20 protein-coding genes are annotated in these 19,564 nt (G+C 59.2%); 4 read left to right on the plus strand and 16 right to left on the minus strand.

Translation table 11 applies throughout. The features are described from left to right. Nucleotides 1-14: 14 nt before the first annotated feature. Nucleotides 15-404, minus strand: coding sequence for an MGMT family protein (locus CFY91_RS08815; RefSeq protein WP_093985980.1), 390 nt, complete (start codon nt 402-404; stop codon nt 15-17). Between CFY91_RS08815 and CFY91_RS08820 the strand changes: the two genes are divergently transcribed. Then, nucleotides 403-1,389, plus strand: a complete 987-nt coding sequence (locus tag CFY91_RS08820) for a DUF481 domain-containing protein (protein ID WP_093985981.1) — start codon at nt 403-405, stop codon at nt 1,387-1,389. The two genes, CFY91_RS08815 and CFY91_RS08820, sit on opposite strands and share 2 nt — an antisense overlap. 48 nt (nt 1,390-1,437) lie before the next feature. Here the strand turns inward: CFY91_RS08820 and CFY91_RS08825 are convergent, their stop codons facing one another. Beyond that, the gene (locus CFY91_RS08825) at nt 1,438-2,613 is read right to left on the minus strand and encodes a thiolase family protein (RefSeq protein WP_093985982.1); all 1,176 of its coding nucleotides are present in this window, start codon (nt 2,611-2,613) and stop codon (nt 1,438-1,440) included. A gap of 322 nt (nt 2,614-2,935) precedes the next feature. On the opposite strand from CFY91_RS08825, the gene CFY91_RS15885 reads away from it, so the two are divergent. Further along, nucleotides 2,936-3,172, plus strand: coding sequence for a hypothetical protein (locus CFY91_RS15885; RefSeq protein ID WP_133063676.1), 237 nt, complete (start codon nt 2,936-2,938; stop codon nt 3,170-3,172). A gap of 408 nt (nt 3,173-3,580) precedes the next feature. Here CFY91_RS15885 and CFY91_RS08830 read toward each other — a convergent pair whose 3' ends face one another. The 12 genes from CFY91_RS08830 to CFY91_RS08890 all read right to left on the minus strand — a co-directional run bounded on the left by CFY91_RS08830 (nt 3,581) and on the right by CFY91_RS08890 (nt 15,594). Continuing rightward, nucleotides 3,581-4,084: a glycine-rich domain-containing protein gene (locus CFY91_RS08830; protein WP_093985983.1), complete on the minus strand. Its 504-nt coding sequence runs from the start codon at nt 4,082-4,084 to the stop codon at nt 3,581-3,583. Then, a complete protein-coding gene (locus CFY91_RS08835) occupies nt 4,081-4,392 on the minus strand; it encodes a ParE family toxin-like protein (RefSeq protein WP_093985984.1) in 312 nt (103 codons plus the stop codon). Before CFY91_RS08835 ends, CFY91_RS08830 begins: the two co-directional genes overlap by 4 nt. Before the next feature lie 56 nt (nt 4,393-4,448). Continuing rightward, entirely contained in the window at nt 4,449-5,216 is a 768-nt protein-coding gene (locus CFY91_RS15890; protein WP_133063677.1) for a hypothetical protein, read from the minus strand. Then, entirely contained in the window at nt 5,206-5,547 is a 342-nt protein-coding gene (locus CFY91_RS08850) for a hypothetical protein (RefSeq protein ID WP_093985987.1), read from the minus strand. Before CFY91_RS08850 ends, CFY91_RS15890 begins: the two co-directional genes overlap by 11 nt. Then, on the minus strand, nt 5,544-6,092 hold the full coding sequence (locus CFY91_RS08855) for a hypothetical protein (protein ID WP_093985988.1): 549 nt from the start codon (nt 6,090-6,092) through the stop codon (nt 5,544-5,546). The genes CFY91_RS08850 and CFY91_RS08855 overlap by 4 nt, the downstream gene beginning before the upstream one ends. Before the next feature lie 233 nt (nt 6,093-6,325). Then, entirely contained in the window at nt 6,326-6,811 is a 486-nt protein-coding gene (locus CFY91_RS08860) for a hypothetical protein (RefSeq protein ID WP_093985989.1), read from the minus strand. After that, nucleotides 6,808-7,515: a DUF3800 domain-containing protein gene (locus tag CFY91_RS08865; protein ID WP_093985990.1), complete on the minus strand. Its 708-nt coding sequence runs from the start codon at nt 7,513-7,515 to the stop codon at nt 6,808-6,810. Before CFY91_RS08865 ends, CFY91_RS08860 begins: the two co-directional genes overlap by 4 nt. Further along, nucleotides 7,515-9,191 carry a restriction endonuclease subunit S gene (locus tag CFY91_RS08870; RefSeq protein ID WP_093985991.1) on the minus strand — a complete coding sequence of 559 codons (1,677 nt, stop codon included), beginning with the start codon at nt 9,189-9,191 and terminating at the stop codon, nt 7,515-7,517. The genes CFY91_RS08865 and CFY91_RS08870 overlap by 1 nt, the downstream gene beginning before the upstream one ends. Further along, the gene (locus CFY91_RS08875) at nt 9,188-10,657 is read right to left on the minus strand and encodes a type I restriction-modification system subunit M (protein ID WP_093985992.1); all 1,470 of its coding nucleotides are present in this window, start codon (nt 10,655-10,657) and stop codon (nt 9,188-9,190) included. Before CFY91_RS08875 ends, CFY91_RS08870 begins: the two co-directional genes overlap by 4 nt. A gap of 6 nt (nt 10,658-10,663) precedes the next feature. Further along, entirely contained in the window at nt 10,664-12,079 is a 1,416-nt protein-coding gene (locus CFY91_RS08880; protein WP_093985993.1) for a B12-binding domain-containing radical SAM protein, read from the minus strand. Then, nucleotides 12,076-14,448: an EcoAI/FtnUII family type I restriction enzme subunit R gene (gene hsdR, locus CFY91_RS08885; RefSeq protein WP_093985994.1), complete on the minus strand. Its 2,373-nt coding sequence runs from the start codon at nt 14,446-14,448 to the stop codon at nt 12,076-12,078. Before hsdR ends, CFY91_RS08880 begins: the two co-directional genes overlap by 4 nt. Before the next feature lie 150 nt (nt 14,449-14,598). Beyond that, complete coding sequence (locus CFY91_RS08890; RefSeq protein ID WP_229727127.1) at nt 14,599-15,594, minus strand: tyrosine-type recombinase/integrase; 996 nt, start codon at nt 15,592-15,594, stop codon at nt 14,599-14,601. Nucleotides 15,595-15,761: 167 nt separating this feature from the next. Here CFY91_RS08890 and CFY91_RS08895 point away from each other — a divergent pair, with 167 nt between their 5' ends. Beyond that, the gene (locus CFY91_RS08895) at nt 15,762-16,406 is read left to right on the plus strand and encodes an MBL fold metallo-hydrolase (RefSeq protein WP_093985996.1); all 645 of its coding nucleotides are present in this window, start codon (nt 15,762-15,764) and stop codon (nt 16,404-16,406) included. An 80-nt stretch (nt 16,407-16,486) separates the two neighbouring features. After that, entirely contained in the window at nt 16,487-17,164 is a 678-nt protein-coding gene (locus CFY91_RS08900) for a YiaD family glycine zipper/OmpA-like lipoprotein (RefSeq protein WP_093986052.1), read from the plus strand. A gap of 65 nt (nt 17,165-17,229) precedes the next feature. Here CFY91_RS08900 and CFY91_RS08905 read toward each other — a convergent pair whose 3' ends face one another. Together CFY91_RS08905 and CFY91_RS08910 are read right to left on the minus strand one after the other, a co-directional pair. Then, the gene (locus CFY91_RS08905; RefSeq protein WP_093985997.1) at nt 17,230-18,141 is read right to left on the minus strand and encodes an acyltransferase; all 912 of its coding nucleotides are present in this window, start codon (nt 18,139-18,141) and stop codon (nt 17,230-17,232) included. A gap of 88 nt (nt 18,142-18,229) precedes the next feature. Continuing rightward, nucleotides 18,230-19,564, minus strand: coding sequence for a sigma-54-dependent transcriptional regulator (locus tag CFY91_RS08910; RefSeq protein WP_093985998.1), 1,335 nt, complete (start codon nt 19,562-19,564; stop codon nt 18,230-18,232).

Genomic DNA, 19,564 nt, shown 5'->3' on the forward strand with positions numbered 1-19,564 from the left:
ATAAAGCGGGCACTCTACCCCCTGGGAGGCTGGGCATGCCAGCCATAGCGTCGCAAATCGACACGTGCGCCGAGCACGGGTACACCTTCCGCGGCCAGTCTGGCGCGCTGTTCTTGCCCGGCCAGGCTGTCCGCCGGCAGGCTCAGACGACCACCTGCCGCAACGACGCGGTGCCAGGGCAACTGGCTGTCATCCGGCAACAGGGCCAGCTCCCGGCCTACCCAGCGTGCCGCACGGCCCAGGCCGGCCAGTTCGGCGAGCTGTCCGTAGCTCAGCAAATAGCCTTGGGGTATGCCTGCCAGCACGGCATAGAGTGCCGCGCGCCGCTCACTGGCGCTTGTTGCAGAGGCTGGCCTGCAGGCATCCTGTGCAACTTCTGACTCACGGTGATGAATTGATTCCATGTGGCGTGTGCTTTTCCTCTGCATGCTGGCCTGGCCAGCCCTGGCCGATACGGTGTGGCTGAACAATGGTGACCGCCTGAGTGGCACCATCATACTGATGGATGGCGGCAAACTGGTGCTGGATACCACTTATGCCGGGCGAGTGGTCATCGATTGGAAGAATATCCAGACCTTAAGTTCCGAAACGGCCCTGTTGCTGCGCGGTGAAGGGGTGACGGCTGAACGAGCACAACGCCTGCAGGCCGCGGAGCCTGGGCAGGTTCGGCTGCTTGGAGAGACTCCGCGGACCCTGGCTCTGCGTGATATCAATCGTGCTGTGCCGCCACGGCAACTGGTCGATGACCTGGTCTGGGAAGGCAATCTCGACTTAAAGCTGGATATCGAGCGCGAAGCGGACGACACCGATGAGCTGAAGATCAAGGGTGATACGCGTATTGAACATGGCCCGTGGCGACATCTGCTCAAGGGTGAGTTGGAAGACAAGCGTAAGAATGATGCGCAGACCAAGGATAACTGGGAGCTGGAGTACGACCTCGATCGCTTCTTCGCTGAGCAGTTGTACTGGCGAAGCAGCCTGGACTGGCAGGAGGATGCCATGGAAGCCCTGCGCCGCCAGCGTAGCATCGGCATGGGGCCCGGCTATCTGTTCTGGGACGATGAACTGGGGCGCTTCGACATGACCCTGATGCGCAATCGCTTTCGTCTGGAAGGTGAGCAGCGTGCATTGACCTTTGATACCTGGTCGCTGGAGACGGATTACCAACGCCTGCTGTGGGGCACGCGTGTCGAGCTCTACGGCAATGCCAAGCTACAGATGCCGGACATCCAGCAGATCGACTATGTGCTGGATGGCGAAATGGGCTTGCGCTATCGCCTCAACAGCTGGGCTCGCCTGAGCTTGTTGTACGAGCTGGACCAGGTGCGCGGCCTGGGTGTGACCCAGTCGCAGCGGCGCTACCTGATTGGCCTGGGGGTCGGCTGGTAGAGCCGGCGGAGAGGCACGGTGCCTGCCAGGCAGGCACCGTGAAAGGTCTTACAGCAGCTCGATGGCGACTGCGGTGGCCTCGCCGCCACCAATGCACAACGAAGCTACACCACGCTTGCCGCCTTTGCGTTGCAGCGCATTGATCAGCGTGAGGATGATCCGCGAGCCGGTGGAACCCACCGGATGCCCCTGGGCGCAGGCGCCGCCGTAGACGTTGACCTTAGCGTGATCCAGGCCATGCTCGCGCATGGCCAGCATGGTGACCATGGCGAAGGCTTCGTTGATCTCGAACAGGTCGACGTCGTCCTTGCTCCAGCCGGTCTTCTTGAACAGGTTGCTCATGGCGCCGATCGGCGCAAGGGTGAACTCGCTCGGGTCCTGGCTTTGCGTGGCATGGGCGACGATCTTCGCCAGCGGCTTGAGGCCACGCTGGGCGGCTTCCTCGGCGGTCATCAGCAGCAGGGCGCTGGCACCGTCGGAGATCGAGCTGGCGTTGGCTGCGGTGATCGTGCCGTCTTTCTTGAAGGCCGGCTTGAGGGTCGGAATTTTGTCCAGGTTGGCGGTCAGCGGTTGTTCGTCATCCTTCACCAGCACCTCGCCCTTGCGGCTGGTGACGGTGACCGGGACGATCTCGCTGGCCAGTTCGCCGTTCTGGATGGCGGCCTGGGCGCGCTTCAGCGACTCGATGGCGTAGGCGTCCATGTCCTCACGGGTGATCCCGTACTGGTCCGCGGTTTCCTGAGCGAAGGAGCCCATCAGGCGGCCGCTGCGGGCATCCTCCAGGCCGTCGAAGAACATGTGGTCCTTGATCTCGCCATGGCCCATGCGCAGCCCGGTACGGGCCTTCTCGATGATGTAGGGCGCGTTGGACATGCTCTCCATGCCGCCGGCGATCATCACGCGGTTGCTGCCAGCCTTGAGCAGGTCATGGGCCAGCATCACGGCCTTCATGCCCGAGCCGCACAACTTGTTGATGGTGGTGCAGCCGGTGGCGGCCGGCAGTCCGGCATTCAGGGCCGCCTGGCGCGCCGGGCCCTGCTTGAGGCCGGCGGGCAGTACGCAGCCCATGATCACTTCCTCGACGTCGCTGGCGGCGATGCCGGCGCGGGCTACCGCTTCACGAATGGCCAGCGCGCCCAGTTCGACGGCCGGCACACTGGCCAGGCTGCCTTGGAAACCACCCATGGGGGTGCGTGCACCGCTGACGATGACGATATCGGACATCTGTATAACCTCTCGTTGAGTCAGGGCCGTGGTGGGCCGATGGGCGATTTTAGCCTGTGACCGAAAAGCGCCATAGAGTCATTTTGTTCGACGAGTGTCGCATGGCCGTTTTAGTGATGAACTGGCAGGTGGTGATCAGTTTTTCGCGCCTTATTCGGCCCAGGGCGAACGGCTAGCGTAAAATCGCAGCGCATTGATTCTGCGCCCGGCAGCCTTCGGCCGATTTTGTCGCGAGACTGCTCCTGTGCTTGCCGAATATTGCGCGTGAATCGTCATTGCACAACTTTCCTGCGCCGAACGCGCACGAACTACTTTGCTCTGCATGGCGAATCTTCAAAGTGATCACCAAGAGGCGAAGGCCTGGGGCTATATCGACAAGCGTGATCGGGCATGCGATGCCGGCATCTGGATTGGTGTCGAGCCCTGTTACAGCGAAGAGCAAGGCAAGGCCCGGGCTGCTGAGCTAGAACAAGCTGATCCCAGCCATGAATACACGGCTGAACCTTTTTTGGAACCGCCGACATGGATCAGCCGCAAGGCATGCTCTCCAGATGTCTGATGGCCAAGGTCGGGCAGTTTTTGACGCCAGACGGCGGTTGACGCAATGGCGTAGCTGCCTACAATCGTCAGCAACACGGCCCCTGTCGGTTGATGCGCTCCGGCGCTGAGATTGCTCAGGGGTTTTTTATTGCCTGCGATTTATGATCGTTCCCACGCTGAGGCAGTCGAACTGCCCACGCCCTGCTTGGGAGCTATTAACTACGGCAGGCGCAAACCAAGCGCCTGCCGTACCCACGGCGTTACTTCGATTTAGCCGGCGGGTAATTACCGCGACCACCGCCTGACTTGTTGCCCGTGGTGCTTGGCAAGTTAGGCACTACCGGGCGTGGGGCAGGCTGAGGGGCAGGGCGGCTTGGGCTTTGCGGTTGTTTGCTCATGGTCATGCTTCCTGAATAAGTGAATGGGTTTACTTGCAAGCGCCTTCGACGCGGCAGGCGCAGCTGGTCGGAACGTGGCACGGGTGATCTTTGCAGCGCATGGCCTGCGCCTCGCTGCCACCGCCCGGATAGGCACCAAAGTGCTTTTCATACAGCGCGACTGTTTGAGCAAAAGCGCTCTTCAGCTCCTGGTAATCGTCCTGACCGTAGATGCCGAAGTAGGGGTAGTGGTCGATAAAACGGCCGAACACTTGCTGGCAGTCTTCGCGGTAGGCACGGGTGTCCAGAATGTGTGCATGCCAGATCGCATCCACTGTCTTGCTGGGTACCAATGCCACGGATGGATAGAAGCGCTTGAGGGTCAGAAAGCGGCGGTATTCCAGCTCGGCCATATCCCACTCAGTTGCCGACATTTCAGCTTCCGAAGACTCGGTGTACTTATACTTCAGGCGTTTGAAGTCCAGGCGGCTGACGTTCATCTCCAGGCCGTTGGCCGCCAGCAGCGGCTGATTGAGCGATACAAGTGCAGTCATGGATGTTTCTCCTGTGATTGAAGGTTGCAGGCCTTGATAGGCCGCCTTCGCTTCAGCTCACGTTCGAAACACTGACGACTGACCAGGGCGCACGGTGCGTAGCCAGTGGCGGTTATCTGATAGAGCAAGCGCCAGTCGCTGCCAAGCTTGAAGCGCAGTAGCCCCTCGCGGCAGCGCACGCGCTTGCCGCCCAATGCGGTAAAGGGCGTGCCAGTGTGCAAGGCTTGGTCAATGCGCTGGGCTTTAGCCTGGTGGCAGCTGCTGACCTGATGCGGACAGCGGGCGAGAATGGATTGAATGGTGTGCATGACAGGCTCCGTTGTGATGACGGAGCCAGTGTTGATTTGTGGATTCCACAAGCCGCCTAGTTTTTTCGAAGTAAATCGAGCAGGTCGTCGAAGTCCTTGGCTTCTTCGTATTCACGGATGATCAGCTCGCGGTATTGCAGCAGCAGTTCATTCTGCGTGTGTACCTCGCGGGCTTTCTCATAAGCCTGCTGCAGATCCCCGCTGAGGTAATGCGCCATCATGCTGTCGCCCAAAGAGAGCGCTGCTGTCTGCGCTGCCAGAGCTTTCAGCAGGTTGCCTTGCAGATGGCCGAGGCCCATTTGTGGGAGTGTATCGGCAAATGGATTGGGCAAGGCTTCTTCATTGAGCTTGGCAAGCGGAAGGCGTTCAAGAAAAACCAACAACTCCTGCCTGAGCAAACCAAGTCCTGCAAGTGACTGACGCTCCAGGAAAAGATGCCTGGCCCAATCGACCAGAGGCTGACGCTTTGCGTTTGGTTTGACCAGCTCAAGGACGACCCTCGGCTCACCAAATACTCCCTGGAGCAAAATGGCATTCCACAACAGGATGATGTGCTCAGGATTGATACGCACACGGTTGCGGCCTTCCTTGCCGCCCACGATGGGCGTCCAGTCCAGATGGATCGCCCGGTATTTGCTGCGGTCAGGACGGCGATCGACCTCGTCCTTTTCTTTGATGGAGGGGCTGAGGGCATTCACTAACGTATTGAGGCTGTTGAGCAGTTTGCCATGCTGGCTTAGAGGGCTTTGTAAGCCAATTCTTTTGCACAGTAGGTCATCGTATACCTGTGCCAGCTCGGGCCAATGGCGTGGGTCAGATTTCACAGGAGTGCTCCAGCAGTGCCCTCACTGACGTGCGCTTGGCAAAAGACACAGGCATTTCTGCCACCCTGCTGGCCTGGCTAAACCAGTCACGCCTGGCGCAATGATTTTGGCGTCGGTACTCATCCACTACCCCCATGCAGTAACCGGCGCGCAGCGCTTCGGACAAACTGGTCGATATGCCGGCCAGCAAATTCTGCTGATCGCGCTTGGCATAAATGCCGACCAACTCCTTGCAACTCTCAATTAAGTACTCTGGGTCATTGTTGGCCTGCGCTAAAGGGCTTAGCAGGCTGGTTAGCAGGCAGCAGATGCTCAGTGCTTTCAGGTTCACAGGCTGGCCTCCTTGGCCAAGGGGGTAATCTCGGGTTCGACGCGCGTTTGCACGCTCGCAGGCACTGGGGCTTGAGTTGCCGGAGTACGCGGAACACCAAGAAAGATCGCCAGTAATACCGCACCGAAGGTTACGATCTTGTCGATGGGGTGCTCTTGGGGTATCAGCCGCAAGAGTTCTTCAGGGTGCTTGTCAAGTTGAAGCACTGCTGCGATTGCACCGAGTACTACAAGACCTAAAACGAACATCACGCCTTGTGCGATCAGCAGGCGGTGCAAGCCGTGCCAGAAGCCCAAAGCAAAGTGCGAGGCGTAATGGATGTGTCGCCACAGCAAGAGCGCCAACAGCAGCATAAACAGCCATTCCAGGGGGGCAAGATCAGCCAGGCCTTCGCCGTATTCAAAAATAGTCCAGGGCAGCGATGCCAGCATAAACAGGCCGATCAGCCATAAGCTGACGGTTTTCGACCAGCCCAATAGCCAGCACAGACCTTTGCTAAGGCCGATATCCAGTTTGCCAGCCAGAGAGAGTTCGGGGTGTTGCATAGGTGCTCCTTGCATGTGTTGTGTGTAACCACCCTTACCGGTGGCGGCTGAGTGTGATGCGTACCCGCACCGATGGCTTGTCGGTGCAGGTGCAACGGTCGTCTGAATTAACGTAACGTGACTTGAAATTGTGCCCGGCAGCACCTACTGTTCGCACCAGCTCATCTACCAGCCTTCGGGTGTCAGCGTAGAAGGAGTAACGGCCCCGTCCTCCTGCGGAGGGCGCGGCCAGCCTAATTCCCCTCGCTATACCGCTCCCAACGCTTCTCCAGTTTTCTCTGCTGATGCTCCCGCTCAACCGGGTAGGCCGTCCAGGGCAGGATGTAGTCCTTGCGCTCGTCCAGTACCACCAGGTATTCGGCTTCGGCAAACCAGATCAGCACGCGATGACCTGAACCGTTTGGCTCGCGCCAGACCTTGAGCGCGGCGTCTTCAGTATTTTCGATAATCGGCCTGGGCCAGCGGATGCGCTCACAACGTCTCAAGTCGGGCAGACGTTCTGCTTCGTCGTTGCCTTCGGAAATCATGTGCCAGAAGGTGGCTTCCCTACCCTGGATGATCGGGTGGCGTTTCAAGCTCAAGCGCTTACCGGCAAACACAGGTTTCGAAACAACGAAGTCGGCACAGAAGATCTGGTAGATGGCGTCCAGGTAACGAGCAAAATCGCCCCCGTAAGCCTTCAGCTCCTCCAGTGGTGGCAGCCACCCCGGCAGGCTCATACCCCAGCGCTCCCGTTCCAGAGGAACAGGTTGAACTTGGACTCACGCAGCAGCGTGTTCTGCTTGAGGTTGTAGTGGCTGCGCTCGCGGATACGTTCGATCAGGCGCTGCTTGGCTTCACTGCCGGCAAGCCCGCGATGCAGATAGGACAGCGCGCCGATGAGCAAGTCAGCCAGCTGCAGTTGCTCCGCCTCATGGGAGTGGATGCGTTGCACCCGGCGAATCACCCTGCGCGAGAAGTCATAGGCGTTGTTGGCCAACACCTCATGCAGCTTGGCGACCTTCTCATGCCCTAGGGTGTCCTTGATGTCGATGTAAACGTGATAACCGGCATCTGGCTCGAAGATGGTCTTGAGCATCGAGAAGTACATCTTGTAGTACCAGTCATCATGGCTCTGCCGGTACTGCTGATGATTGAGGCGCGCCTTGTCGGCCACGATCAGGGCGCGGAAATGCAGGTCATCGTCATCGAAGAAATAGTCGATGCAGTCCAGGTAGAACTGCAGCTTGGTCGCACCGACCTTGGTCCACTTGATCTCGAAATCCGCCGGCAGCTTGTGCCTGACCTTGATTTCACGCAGACGTTGGGCAATCTCCAGACGCTTGGCCTCCGGGCACCAGACGGCCCCCAGCACCATGGCCTTCTGACCATCGTTCTCCAGATGGCAGGATTCATCGCAGTAGATATTGAAGGTTTCACTCATCACGCCACCGCCTGCTCGACCAGGGTGCTGGCCAGTTGTTCGTTGAGTTGGCGGGCCTGGGTCAGGCGGGTTTTCAGTTGGTCGCAGAGGGCCATGAGTTGGTCGACTTTGGCGACGATTCGGTGTTGTTCTGCGAGGGGCGGAAGAGCAATTGGATAGTCATTCATTGCTTTGAGACCAAGATTCTTGATTGTGGTCCCAGTCGCACTCTTCAAGGCATATTCCATAAAGCCAGGCGCTTCAATCAACAATCTAACAAAGTGCTTGGATATCCCGCCAGCAAGATTGAAGTAGCAGGCGCTTTTCCCTAGGACGACTTTTTCAGAATTGTAAAATGCAACATTGCCGATAGTGCCGTTGATTGAAACTAAAATGCTTTGTTCATCTAAGGGTTTCTTATGTTTTGAATACTCACTCTCACTAACAGTCTTGGTTTCCGGTTTGATGACTATCTTGCCATCCTTTAAGTTGTTGCCATTCACAAAATGGTATGCGCCGTCTTGGCTGTAAATCGGCGTGCCGTGCAGGCCATCACCTAGCTGCCTAGTTATCTGCGAAAGCCTCAACCACCTCCAACCTTGAGGCGATTCAAATCCTGCTTCTTCTGTAGAGACAGGACTTACAGGCTTTGGCTTTCTAATTTTTCCCTCTGAATGAAGCTGCGCAATCTCTTTAGCAATTTTCCCGACTAACTCATCGGCCGGCTCATCGTTGGAATCTTGCGGCACCAGTTTGCCCATTACGGCCAGTTGCAGCAGGGTTTGCTTGAGGGCGTCGATGCTGGATTCGGTGGTGAACAGCGTGTGGAAGTGTTCGGCCAGGCGTTGCCAGCTCTGGGCAAAGTCTTCGGCGTCGCTGGCCTGGGTCAAACTGTCGAGCAGTGCCTGCACCAGTTGGGCGTGGGCGCTTTCGGCGTCGGCCTGCTGGGCTTCCAGGCGGTCGCACAAGGCCATCAGTTCATCGACTTTGGCGACGATGCGGTGTTGTTCGGCGAGTGGAGGCAAGACGAGAGTAAGTGCCTCTAGCTTGCCTTTCGTCACATGCTGAAGTCCTACTCCGCCGTGAGCTTTAGCAATCAGCTCTTCTAAGCGAGTATTAATTGCCAGTTTTAGAAACTTATCGAAAAATGCGTCGCCTACCTGAAAGCAAGAAAAAATATGCTGGTTTAAAGCCGCTTTTCCTCGTTCCCAAATGAATGCCCCGAATGAAGTTCCAGGTGTGCCTGACCAGCTGATGAGTATTGTCCCTGTGTCGATGACATGGCGATCATCGACAGTATCTGGGTCGCAATAGTTAAACGGCGCATCTGGTTTATTCAGGTTTTGGATTCTGACAATAGGAAGGCCCGCAGCTATCCATTCTGTTGGCTTGAATGCGCGCCCATTGATCATCTCAAGACAACTCCCAAGTCGCACCCAGCTCCAGCTCTGAGGCACGGAGAATGGTTGCTCCTTGTCATTAATCTCAGCCTGCTGCTTGCCCTTTTTACCTGCGACAACTAACCGTGCCTTTTCCTCAGCAATCCGCTTTAGCAACTCACTGGCCGGTTCATCACTCGGATCTTGCGACACCAACTTGCCACGCACCGCCAATTCCAGAATCAGCTCACGCAGCTTTTTGATGCCATTCGGTGCGCCGGCCAGCAACGGCAGGTTGTCGGTGAGCAGCGCCGTCATACCTGGCGCTCCAGGGCCTCGGCCAGTACCGCCTTGAGCTGGTCGCGCAGGTCGCTGATTTCGTCCTGCAGGCTGGCGTAGTTACGCAGCAGTTCGTCCGGGTCGTGGCTGATCTGCTCGCCCACATGCGGGTTCTTGCAGTCGAGGTTCCAGTTGCGCGCCTTGAGTTCTTCAAGGCTGACCTTCCAGGCGAATTCGTTTTCTTCCCGTGCGGCAAAGCCATCGGCCTCGCTGCCCCACCAGGCTTCCTCCACCGCAAACTCCTCAATGCGCATGGGCTTTGTCTTGGAGTAGCTCTTGTAGCCGGCCGGGTACTGGTGCTCGTAGAACCACACCTCTTTGGTCGGCGTGCCCTTGGTGAAGAACAGCAGGTTGGTCTTGATGCCGGTGTAGGGGTTGAACACGCCATTGGGCAGGCGAACGATGGTGTGCAAGTTGCACTCGGTCAGCAGCTTTTCCTTGATTCGGCTCTTGATGCCTTCGCCGAACAGAAAACCATCGGGCAGCACCACGGCGGCGCGGCCGCCGTCCTTGAGCAGGTGCATGATCAGCACCAGGAACAGGTCAGCGGTCTCGCGGGTGCGGAAGGCGGCGGGGAAGTTGGTTTCGATGCCATCTTCTTCCATCCCACCGAACGGCGGGTTGGCGACGATGCAGTCGACCCGCTCGCCCGGCCCCCAGCTGATCAGCGGGCGGCTCAGGGTATTGTCGTGCTTGATCTGGCTGGGCACCTCGATGCCGTGCAGGATCATATTGGTTGTGGCCAGCAGGTGCGGCAGCGGCTTTTTCTCCACGCCGAAGATGCTGGCTTGCAGCACGCGCTCGTCCTCGGCGGTATTCACGTAGCGCTTGCGCTTGTGCTCGATCGTGCAGGTAAGGAAGCCGCCAGTGCCGCAGGCCGGGTCCATGACCTTCTCGTCCAGCTTGGGATCGACCATGCGCACCATAAATTCGGTGACCGGGCGCGGCGTGTAGAACTCACCGGCGTTGCCGGCACTCTGCAGGTCGCGCAGCAACTGCTCGTACATGTCGCCGAAGGCATGACGCTCTTGCGCCTTGTTGAAGTCCACACCCTCCTGGATCTTGTTGATCACCTGGCGGATAAGCTGGCCGGACTTCATGTAGTTGTAGGCATCCTCGAATACGCCACGCACCACGTAGGCGGCTGGAGTGATGCTGTATTCGTGGAGGTTCTGCAGCTGCGGGAACAGGTTGTTGTCGATGAAGTTCTTCAGCTCGTCACCAGTAATGCCTTCCGGGTCGGCAGCCCAGGTGCGCCAGCGGCAGCTTTCTGGAATCGGCGAGCGATAGGCGTCATCCAGCAGTTCCCACTCCTGCTCGCGGTCATCGAAGATCTTGAGGAACAGCATCCACACGAGCTGGCCAATGCGCTGAGCGTCGCCGTCGACGCCGACGTCCTTGCGCATGATGTCCTGGATGGATTTGATGGTACTGGAGATAGACATAGTGGCTTACACAGTTAATTCAGGTGAATGGCGACCTTCACGGGCCGGCAATGTGAGGCGGGACGTATCGAAGCTCAGCGGCACGCTGGTATTGGCTACATCTTCGAGAAAGTCCGGGTAACGGTAGTCACGTGCGAAGTAGGAAAAAGACTTCAGCTGGTAATAGTGCTCGGCATCCATGTAGCGCTGGCTGATTTCACGGGAAACTGCCAGCGCCCGCGCATGACTCATCTGTGGGCTGAGATTCAGGTGGTTTACGCCGAAACAAGGCGAGTGGCTGAGGGATGCACCAAAGGCTGAAAGCTCATTCAAATAACTTTCGCTCTCTTGCGGCCAGCCATAGACGATAACCGGCCCGACCGATACGCCGTGGAACTGATCCTTGCGTGCATCCAGCCAATTGAGCGTTTCAGCCAGGCTATCGTCAGTTTCGCCGGCAAACATCAGCAGGTTCACTTTGACCTTGATGCCATTGACGGCACAGGCCTCCAGCAGGCGGGAGGCTCTGTCCAGGTAACCTTGTGGTTTCTTGCTTTTCTGCATCCTCTGTAACTGCTGTAGGCTGGCGCTCTCCAGCCCCAGATCAAGTACTGTGAGGCCGGTTGCGGCAAGGTCGGCCATCAGTTCCGGGCGAATGTTGTCGACGCGGCCTTCACTGCGCCAGCGCAGCTCCAGCTCGGCCTCTGACAAGGCCTCGGCAAAATCGGCGACCCAGCCCTTGGTCGGCACAAACATCGAGGCCTCAAAATACGGTGTCATTTCAATCAGGTTGTCTCGCAGCAATGTCGCCCCCAGCTCCTCGACAACCTGACTGGCAGGCTTTAGCGGTTGCAGGCGCTCGCTGCGCTCCTGACAGAAGCTGCAGCCCATGCCGCAGCCGCGTGAAACTTCAATGCTGGGCTGGTAGAGCTCACGCTGATGTAGCAGCCGGTAATCCAGTATCGAACTCTGTGATGCCGGGCTGCCCAGCAATAACCCGGTGGCATTTCGCGTCCCCCCCAGCAACTCGACAATTTGCCACTCCGCCAGACCGGCGATCACCCGATCTGCCAAGGGCAGCAGAGCCTTGAGGCGCTCCGGGTTATCCCCCACTACCCAGCGACCACCGACAATAAAGCGCAGCGAAGGGTACAGCGCTTTTGCCTGGCGCATGAACAGATCCGCCCACTCCACGGCATAGAAGCTGGGCAGGGAAATAAGGACAGGTAAGGACTTATCCAGCCCCAGATTTTCTGCTTTCAGTAACAGTGATTCCGGACGATCGAAGTGACCGTGGAGCACTACAGGATCAAACCCGTGGCGCTGCAGCACCGTGGCCAGCGAGAGCAGGCCGTAGTTCAAGTATTGGTGGCGACGGTTGATTGGGGTATCGGCCTTTTTAACTTGTAGCTGCCCCGCGCTGATGCAAATCACCCGGCTCATTGGGCATGCTCATAGATGGCTTGCTCAAGATCGCGTACTGCCGCCGTAAAGGAAGGCCTCCCGCCAAACGCCTTGACCAGCTCGATGGGCGCACCGATCTGGCTGAAGGGGTCGAGCTGGAGGATCTTGATGTCCTCGATGTGCTCGATGCCGGTGTCGGCGTACTTATCCAGCAGCGCTTCCAGCACCTGGCGGGCTGCACCGGAATATTTGGCGAAGTAGTTGCGCTTCTTGACCTGCTCGGCGCGCTCCTTGCGCGACAGCGGCGGCTGGTCGAAGGCGACGTGGCAGATCAGATCGAACGGATCGAGCGGCTTGCCCTGCTTCTTTTCCACTTCTTCGGCCAGGGCCTCCCACATCACGCCCTGGGCAGCCATTTCGTCGATGATGGCCTTCTTCTGCTCGGCATCACTCCAGCGGCGCAGGAAGTCATCCAGCGAGGCGAACTGCTTGTGCACGCAGGCACGGGTGTAGTCGTGCAGCGACTCGGTGATCAGCTTGCCGTCCGGCCCGTAGTACTGCACGCGTTCGGCGATGACGTAGATCGGCAGGTTGTCGATGACGTACTTGATGCGCTTCTTGCCGTCTTGCTCGCCGGTGAACTCAACATCTGTGGGCTGATCGGGCATGCCTGCAGTGATGCCGTCTTCATCGGCCAGCGGGCTGTCCGGTGGCACGGGGGACTCATCGCCCTCGGGGGCGTAGATCACCACCGGGTCACCGTCGAAGGCCGGGTCGGCAAACAGCTCGGTGGCCTTCTTGAAGTCCATGATGGTGAACCAGTACTTGCCGAAGTCTTCGTTGATGCGGGTGCCGCGACCGATGATCTGCTTGAACTCGGTCATCGACTTGATGTGCTGGTCGAGGACGATCAGCTTGCAGGTCTGGGCATCGACGCCGGTGGTCATCAGCTTGCTGGTGGTGGCGATGACCGGGTAGCGCTCTTCCGGGTTGATGAAGTTGTCCAGCTCGGCCTTGCCTTCCTGATCGTCGCCGGTGATGCGCATGACGTACTTGCGGTTCTCGGCCACCCGCTCGGGGTTGAGGTTGACCAAGGCCTGGCGCATGCGCTCGGCATGGTTGATGTCGTCGCAAAAAACAATGGTTTTCTGGAACGGATCGGTGGCCTTGAGGAACTCGGTGACCTTCTGCGCGACCAGCTGGGTACGCGCCTCGATGACCAGGGTGCGGTCCATGTCCTTGAGGTTGTAGATGCGGTCTTCGATCAGCTCGCCGTTCTTGTCGAGCATGCCCTTGGGCGGCCGCCAGCCTTGCAGGTCTTTGTCGAAGTCGATGCGCACCACTTTGTAAGGGGCAAGAAAGCCGTCTTCGATGCCCTGCTTGAGGGTGTAGCTGTACACCGGCTCACCGAAGTAGGTGATGCTGGAAACGTCCTTGGTTTCCTTCGGCGTGGCGGTGAGGCCGACGTGGGTGGCGCTGGAGAAGTAGTCGAGAATCTCGCGCCAGGCGGAATCCTCAGCGGCGCTGCCGCGGTGGCATTCATCGATGACGATCAGGTCGAAGAAGTCGCGGGAGAACTGCTTGTAGACGTTCATCTCCTCTTCAGCGCCGGTAACGGCCTGATAGAGCGACAGGTAGATCTCGTAGGAGGTGTCGATCTGGCGTTTGGCGATCTTGGTCATCGCCTGGCCGAAGGGTTTGAAGTCGTTGTTCTTGGTCTGGTCGACCAGGATGTTGCGGTCGGCGAGGAAGAGGATGCGTTTCTTCTGCCCGGACTTCCACAGCCGCCAGATGATCTGGAAGGCGGTGTAGGTCTTGCCGGTACCGGTGGCCATGACCAGCAGCACGCGGTCCTGCCCACGCGCCACGGCTTCAACCGTGCGGTTGATGGCGTTCATCTGGTAGTAGCGCGGCATGCGCCCGGAGCCGTCGTCGTAGTAAGGCGCGGCGACCTTGTGCCGGGCCTGGTCGTCCAGCCCCTTCCACTGGCAGTAGCGTTGCCAGAGCTCATCGGGGCTGGGGAACTCGGCGAGGCTCAGCTCGCTTTCGACCTGAGCGCCAGTGCCGCTGCGGTCATGGAACAGAAAGCCATCGCCGTTGCTGGAGAACACGAAGGGCACATCCAACGCCTCGGCATAGCCCAGCGCCTGCTGCATGCCGGAGCCAATCGAGTGCTTGTTGTCCTTCGCTTCGATGATGGCGATGGGCAGGTTGGCCTGGTGGTAGAGGATGAAGTCGGCGCGGCGCGATTCGCCCCGGCTGTGGAGCTTGCCGCGGACGATGATGCGGCCCTTGGTAAAGCTGACTTCCTCGCGCACCTGCTTGTGCATATCCCAGCCGGCTTGCTGAATGGCCGGAGCGATGTATTTGCTGCAGATGTCCCGTTCGGAAAGCGACTTTTTGTCCATAACCCCAATTCCCTTTCAAGCCGGCCTGGTCGCTCCATTCCGGTACTGCTGATTGTGCTCGATTGGCGTAAATGTACCTTGTTTGGCGTTGATTGGGGCTGGCGGGGCGGTCATTTTAGCGGCTTACGCTACGACTTCTTTTCTGAGTGCTCATAGCAGTTTTTTAGCTAAATCTTCCGTCCTCGGGTGGTAATAGCGCATCAGCATCCGTGTGTCTTGGTGTCCGGTGATTTTGGTCAACTCATGCAGCGGGAAAATTTCGGCCAGGCGCGAGGTGGCTTCGTGGCGCAGGTCATGAAAGCGCAAATCCATCAGAAACGGATCGTCGCTGATGTGTTTGTCGATCTTGGCCTGAGAAAGCTTTTTCTGTTTGAGGTGAAGGCTTAGCCCTTCTGCGTAGGCGCTGCGTGCATCGACGATGGCGTCCGCGAAAGCCTTGGTGATTGAGTCCGGCCGGCTTTTAAAACAGCGGCCATCGTCGCGTTTGGTGAGACTTTCCAGTATCTCCACCGCCTTGCTGGATAGGGGGACGCCACGGGCGGTTCCGTTCTTGGTCATGGGCAGTAGGGCAACCCGCTTGGCCAGGTTTACGTTGCTGCGCAGCAGGCCGGCTATCTCGCTTCGGCGCATCGCCGTTTCCACGGCGAAGGCGACGATCTTCGGCAGCTCGGCCGAGCGCGAGTAGCGGTAAATCATTTCCAGCTCATCGAGGTGCTCGCAAATCAGTACGCCGTCGCGCAGTGTCCAAACGTCTGCGCTCAAGATGCGTCTATCTCTGGCGTCATCAACACTGGGCTGGCGAATCAGCTCCACGGGGTTGCTCAAGGACTCCATACGCCACTCTTTGCGAGCGATGGTGAAGACATGAGAAATCAAAGCAAGCTCGCGACGGACTGTGGCCGCTGCCAGCCCCTCTGCGAGGCGTTGATCGCGGTAGCTGGCCATGTCGGCGCCACGGATACTGGCGAGTGATCGTAGGGCCAGCGGATGGCGTTGCAGAGCCTGGATGCGGGATAGCTCGGAGTCGCTACTGCGCTTCTTGCTAGTAACCTGCTCGGCGTACATCTCCAGGGCTTTGGCGAAGGAGGTTGATTCCGCTTCGTTACGGCTGACGAAGACGCCGGCGTCCATTTCGCGCTCGATCATCGTTGCCCAAGCTTTCGCTTCAGCCTGGGTGTTGAAAGTGCGGGTCTGTTGGGGCCACCCTTTACGCCTGATTTGGGCGTGCCACTGGTATGGACCTTTCTTCCTGATCGTCGCCATCGTCAATCGCACTGTGCCAAAAATGTGCCATTTATCCTACAGGAATACCCATGGAACCCGCAAAAGCCGCGCTAATACGCGAAACCTTCCCCGTTGGCCCTTTGCAGTGCAACTGCACGATCATCGGCGACCCTGTGACCAAGAAGGCCGTAGTGGTAGATCCGGGCGGCAATCCTGAGCTGATCATGGCGCGTCTGGAGGCTCATGGGCTGAAGGTGGTGAGCATCATCCACACCCACGCCCATCTCGATCATTTTCTCGCTTCGGGGCAGATGAAGGAGAAGACCGGCGCGACGCTGCACCTGCACAAGGAAGACCAGTTCCTCTGGGACAACCTGGAAATGCAGTGCCGCATGTTTGGTGTGCCTTACACGCCGGTGCCGGCACCGGATCAGTGGCTCAGTGATGACGAGGAGCTGGCCTGCGGCTGTGGTGTGGCGTTGCACACGCCGGGTCATACGCCGGGCTCGATGAGCTTCTGGTTTGCCGATGCCAAGTTGCTGATTGCCGGTGACACGCTGTTCAAACGCGGTATTGGTCGCACGGATTTGTGGGGTGGCGATTACTCGACCATCGAGCGCTCGATTCGCCAGCGCCTGTATTGCCTGGACGAGGATGCCACCGTGGTCACCGGGCATGGCCCGGATACCCGGCTGGGCGACGAAATGCGTGACAACCCCTTCGTGCGTGCCTGAGCACGGAATCTTTTCCGCCCGGCGTGCTCCAATTCGGCAAGGCACTTGGCCTGGCTGTTGAATACGGGAGATTCACCATGATGTTCAGACCTTCGCGAATGCTCTTGCTGGCCACTGCCGTGGCATTGGGGGCTGGTTGTGCGGTGCAGAACCCTTATGTGCGCGATGACGGACAGATGCGCAAGTCGACCACCTACGGCACTGTCGGGGCGATTGCCGGTGCGGCGGTGGGGGCGGCGACATCCAGCAAGAAGGACCGTACCAAAGGTGCGCTGATTGGCGCGGCCGTAGGTGCGGCGGCGGGTGGTGGCTACGGCTACTATGCCGACAAACAGGAAGCCGAGCTGCGCCGCAGCATGCAGGGAACCGGGGTCGAGGTGCAGCGCCAGGGAGACAATATCCAGCTGATCATGCCGGGCAACATCACTTTTGCCACCAACTCTGCCGATATCGCCGGCAACTTCTATGCGCCGTTGAACAACCTGGCCAACTCCTTCCGCCTGTACGACCAGAACAGCATCGAGATTGTCGGGCATACCGACAATGTGGGCGCTCACGCCTACAACCTGAATCTCTCGCAGCGTCGTGCGCAGAGTGTGGCCAGTTACCTGATGGCGCAGGGCGTTAACGGCATGCGTATTACCACGCGCGGCATGGGGCCTGACCAGCCGGTGGCCAGCAATGCCACAGAATCCGGACGGGCGCAAAACCGCCGTGTCGAGATCAATCTGCGGCCGTTGCCCAACGCGCAGTATTAACGTGTGTCGCTAGCAAAACGCCCCGCATCAGCGGGGCGTTTTCTTAATCAGCGGAGCGTTAGGGATCAGCGGCGAATGACCGGATAGCGCTGGTGCAGGTCCTGCAGTTGGCGATCCTTGGCTTGCCATAGCTGGTTGACCCACTGCTGGAACTGCAGACGGTACTGTTCATCGCTGTCGTAGCTTTTGCCCAGGAACTCGGCGGGAATTTCCAGGGTTTCCACGCGCATCACCACGCTGTGTACCTGGCCACTGAGCAGGCTCCAGAAGCTCGGATTGCCGTCGGGATAGTGGAGGGTGACGTTGACCAGTGCGCTGAGCTGCTCGCCCATGGCGTCGAGGACGAAGGCGATACCGCCGGCCTTGGGCTTGAGCAGGTACTGGAAGGGTGACTGCTGCTGGCTGTGCTTGGCCGGGGTAAGACGGGTGCCTTCGAGAAAATTGAACACCGATACCGGATTGGTCTTGTAGCGCTCGCAGGCCTTGCGGGTGGTTTCCAGGTCCTTGCCCTGCTTTTCCGGGTATTTGGCCAGGTAGGCCTTGCTGTAGCGTTTCATGAAGGGGAATTCCAGCGCCCACCAGCACAGGCCGATCACCGGTACCCAGATCAGCTCCTGCTTGAGGAAGAACTTGAGCAGCGGAATGCGTCGGTTGCACTGGTATTGCAGCACCAGGATGTCCACCCAGCTCTGGTGGTTGCTGGTCACCAGGTAGGAGTGCTGCTTGTCCAGGCCCTGCAGGCCCTGCACGTCCCAGCGAATGGGTTGTACCAGGTCCATCCACAGGCTGTTGATGGCAATCCAGGTTTCCGCGATCCAGTGCATGACAAAGCGCAGTTGGCGCTGGATGAACGGGATGGGGATGAGCAGCTTGAGCAGGGCCAGGGCGAACAGCGGCCAGCACCAGAACAGGGTGTTGGCTGCCAGGATCAGGCTGGCTATCAGGCCGCGCAGGGGGGCGGGAAGAAATCGCAGCATGGTGGGCTCTTTGCAGTTGAAAGTATCAACATGGTTAACGCTTGTTCACTGACCTGCAAGCCTCATGGCTGACCAGTCGGTCTTGGCTTCAGTCGATACCCAGCTTTTTCAGGCGGTAGCGCATGGAGCGAAAGCTCATGCCCAGGCGCTCGGCCGCGGCCGTGCGGTTCCAGCGGGTTTCTTCCAGCGCCTGCATGATCAGCTTGCGCTCGATGGCTTCCAGGTAGTCTTCCAGATTGTCGACCTGGGCCAGGCTGGTTTCGCCGCCGTCGCTGGGCAGGCTGCTATCAGCCAGGCGCAGATCGCGCGCCTCGATCCGCTCGTGCTCGCACAGGGTGTAAGCGCGCTCCAGCATGTTCTCCAGCTCTCGCACGTTGCCGGGGAAGCGGTAGCTCTGCAGCTTGGTGATGGCATCCTCGCTCAGTTGCACGTTGTTATGGCTGCACTGGTTGAGGCGTTGCAGCAGGACGCTGGCGAGCAACGGGATGTCCTCGCGGCGCTCGCGCAGCGGCGGTACGCGTAGCTCGATGACGTTCAGCCGGTAGAACAGGTCCTGGCGGAAGCGCCCGGCAGCCACCTCGGCAGCCAGGTCCTTGTGCGTGGCGCAGAGGATGCGCACATCCACCAGCATTTCCTGTTGTCCGCCGACCGCCCGCACGGCTTTTTCCTGAATGGCGCGCAGCAGCTTGACCTGCATGCCCAGCGGCAGGTCGGCCACTTCGTCAAGAAACAGCGTGCCGCCCTGAGCCGCCTGGAACAGGCCCTGCTTGTCTTCGATGGCTCCGGTGAAACTGCCTTTCTTGTGGCCGAAGAATTCGCTTTCCATCAGCTCGGAAGGGATGGCCCCGCAGTTGACCGGCACGAACGGTTTGTCGGCGCGCGGGCCCTGTTCATGGATCAGGCGGGCGACCAGTTCCTTGCCACTGCCGGACTCGCCACTGATGTAGACCGGTGCCTGGCTGCGCGCCAGCTTGCCGATCTGGCTACGCAGCTGCTGCATGGGTGGCGAGTTGCCGAGCAGCCGCTCGTCGCTGGGGGCATCGCCGGCCTGCTGCTCCTGCAGGCGCAAGGCGCTGTTGACCAGTTCGCGCAGGCGCGCCAGGTCCACCGGTTTGGTAACGAAGTCGAAGGCGCCGGCCTTGAGCGCGCCAATCGCGGTGTCCAGGCTGCCATAGGCGGTGATCATCGCCACCGGGGTTTGCGGGTAGCGCTGCTGGATGAACTGCACCAGTTCCAGACCGGTGCCATCGGGCAGGCGCATGTCGGTCAGGCACAGATCGAACGGCTCGCGGGCCAGCCAGTCGCGTGCCTCGCGGACATTGCGGGCGCTGCGCGTATCGAGCTTCATGCGACCCAGGGTGATTTCCAGCAGTTCGCGAATGTCGGGCTCGTCGTCGACGATCAGGGCTCTCTGGCGGGTCAT

The organism is Pseudomonas fluvialis (assembly GCF_002234375.1).
GTDB classification, from domain to species: Bacteria; Pseudomonadota; Gammaproteobacteria; order Pseudomonadales; family Pseudomonadaceae; genus Aquipseudomonas; species Aquipseudomonas fluvialis.

What these genes read in the sequence shown, in the direction of transcription:
- hsdR (WP_093985994.1), bottom strand. Translation starts at nt 14,448, where the DNA reads ATGGACAAAAAGTCGCTTTCCGAACGGGACATCTGCAGCAAATACATC.
- CFY91_RS08825 (WP_093985982.1), bottom strand. Translation starts at nt 2,613, where the DNA reads ATGTCCGATATCGTCATCGTCAGCGGTGCACGCACCCCCATGGGTGGT.
- CFY91_RS08815 (WP_093985980.1), bottom strand. Translation starts at nt 404, where the DNA reads ATGGAATCAATTCATCACCGTGAGTCAGAAGTTGCACAGGATGCCTGC.
- CFY91_RS08900 (WP_093986052.1), top strand. Translation starts at nt 16,487, where the DNA reads ATGTTCAGACCTTCGCGAATGCTCTTGCTGGCCACTGCCGTGGCATTG.
- CFY91_RS08830 (WP_093985983.1), bottom strand. Translation starts at nt 4,084, where the DNA reads ATGACTGCACTTGTATCGCTCAATCAGCCGCTGCTGGCGGCCAACGGC.
- CFY91_RS08875 (WP_093985992.1), bottom strand. Translation starts at nt 10,657, where the DNA reads ATGTCTATCTCCAGTACCATCAAATCCATCCAGGACATCATGCGCAAG.
- CFY91_RS08860 (WP_093985989.1), bottom strand. Translation starts at nt 6,811, where the DNA reads ATGAGCCTGCCGGGGTGGCTGCCACCACTGGAGGAGCTGAAGGCTTAC.
- CFY91_RS08835 (WP_093985984.1), bottom strand. Translation starts at nt 4,392, where the DNA reads ATGCACACCATTCAATCCATTCTCGCCCGCTGTCCGCATCAGGTCAGC.
- CFY91_RS08890 (WP_229727127.1), bottom strand. Translation starts at nt 15,594, where the DNA reads ATGATCGAGCGCGAAATGGACGCCGGCGTCTTCGTCAGCCGTAACGAA.
- CFY91_RS08910 (WP_093985998.1), bottom strand. Translation starts at nt 19,564, where the DNA reads ATGACCCGCCAGAGAGCCCTGATCGTCGACGACGAGCCCGACATTCGC.
- CFY91_RS08880 (WP_093985993.1), bottom strand. Translation starts at nt 12,079, where the DNA reads ATGAGCCGGGTGATTTGCATCAGCGCGGGGCAGCTACAAGTTAAAAAG.
- CFY91_RS08905 (WP_093985997.1), bottom strand. Translation starts at nt 18,141, where the DNA reads ATGCTGCGATTTCTTCCCGCCCCCCTGCGCGGCCTGATAGCCAGCCTG.
- CFY91_RS08855 (WP_093985988.1), bottom strand. Translation starts at nt 6,092, where the DNA reads ATGCAACACCCCGAACTCTCTCTGGCTGGCAAACTGGATATCGGCCTT.
- CFY91_RS15885 (WP_133063676.1), top strand. Translation starts at nt 2,936, where the DNA reads ATGGCGAATCTTCAAAGTGATCACCAAGAGGCGAAGGCCTGGGGCTAT.
- CFY91_RS08865 (WP_093985990.1), bottom strand. Translation starts at nt 7,515, where the DNA reads ATGAGTGAAACCTTCAATATCTACTGCGATGAATCCTGCCATCTGGAG.
- CFY91_RS08870 (WP_093985991.1), bottom strand. Translation starts at nt 9,191, where the DNA reads ATGACGGCGCTGCTCACCGACAACCTGCCGTTGCTGGCCGGCGCACCG.
- CFY91_RS08895 (WP_093985996.1), top strand. Translation starts at nt 15,762, where the DNA reads ATGGAACCCGCAAAAGCCGCGCTAATACGCGAAACCTTCCCCGTTGGC.
- CFY91_RS08820 (WP_093985981.1), top strand. Translation starts at nt 403, where the DNA reads ATGTGGCGTGTGCTTTTCCTCTGCATGCTGGCCTGGCCAGCCCTGGCC.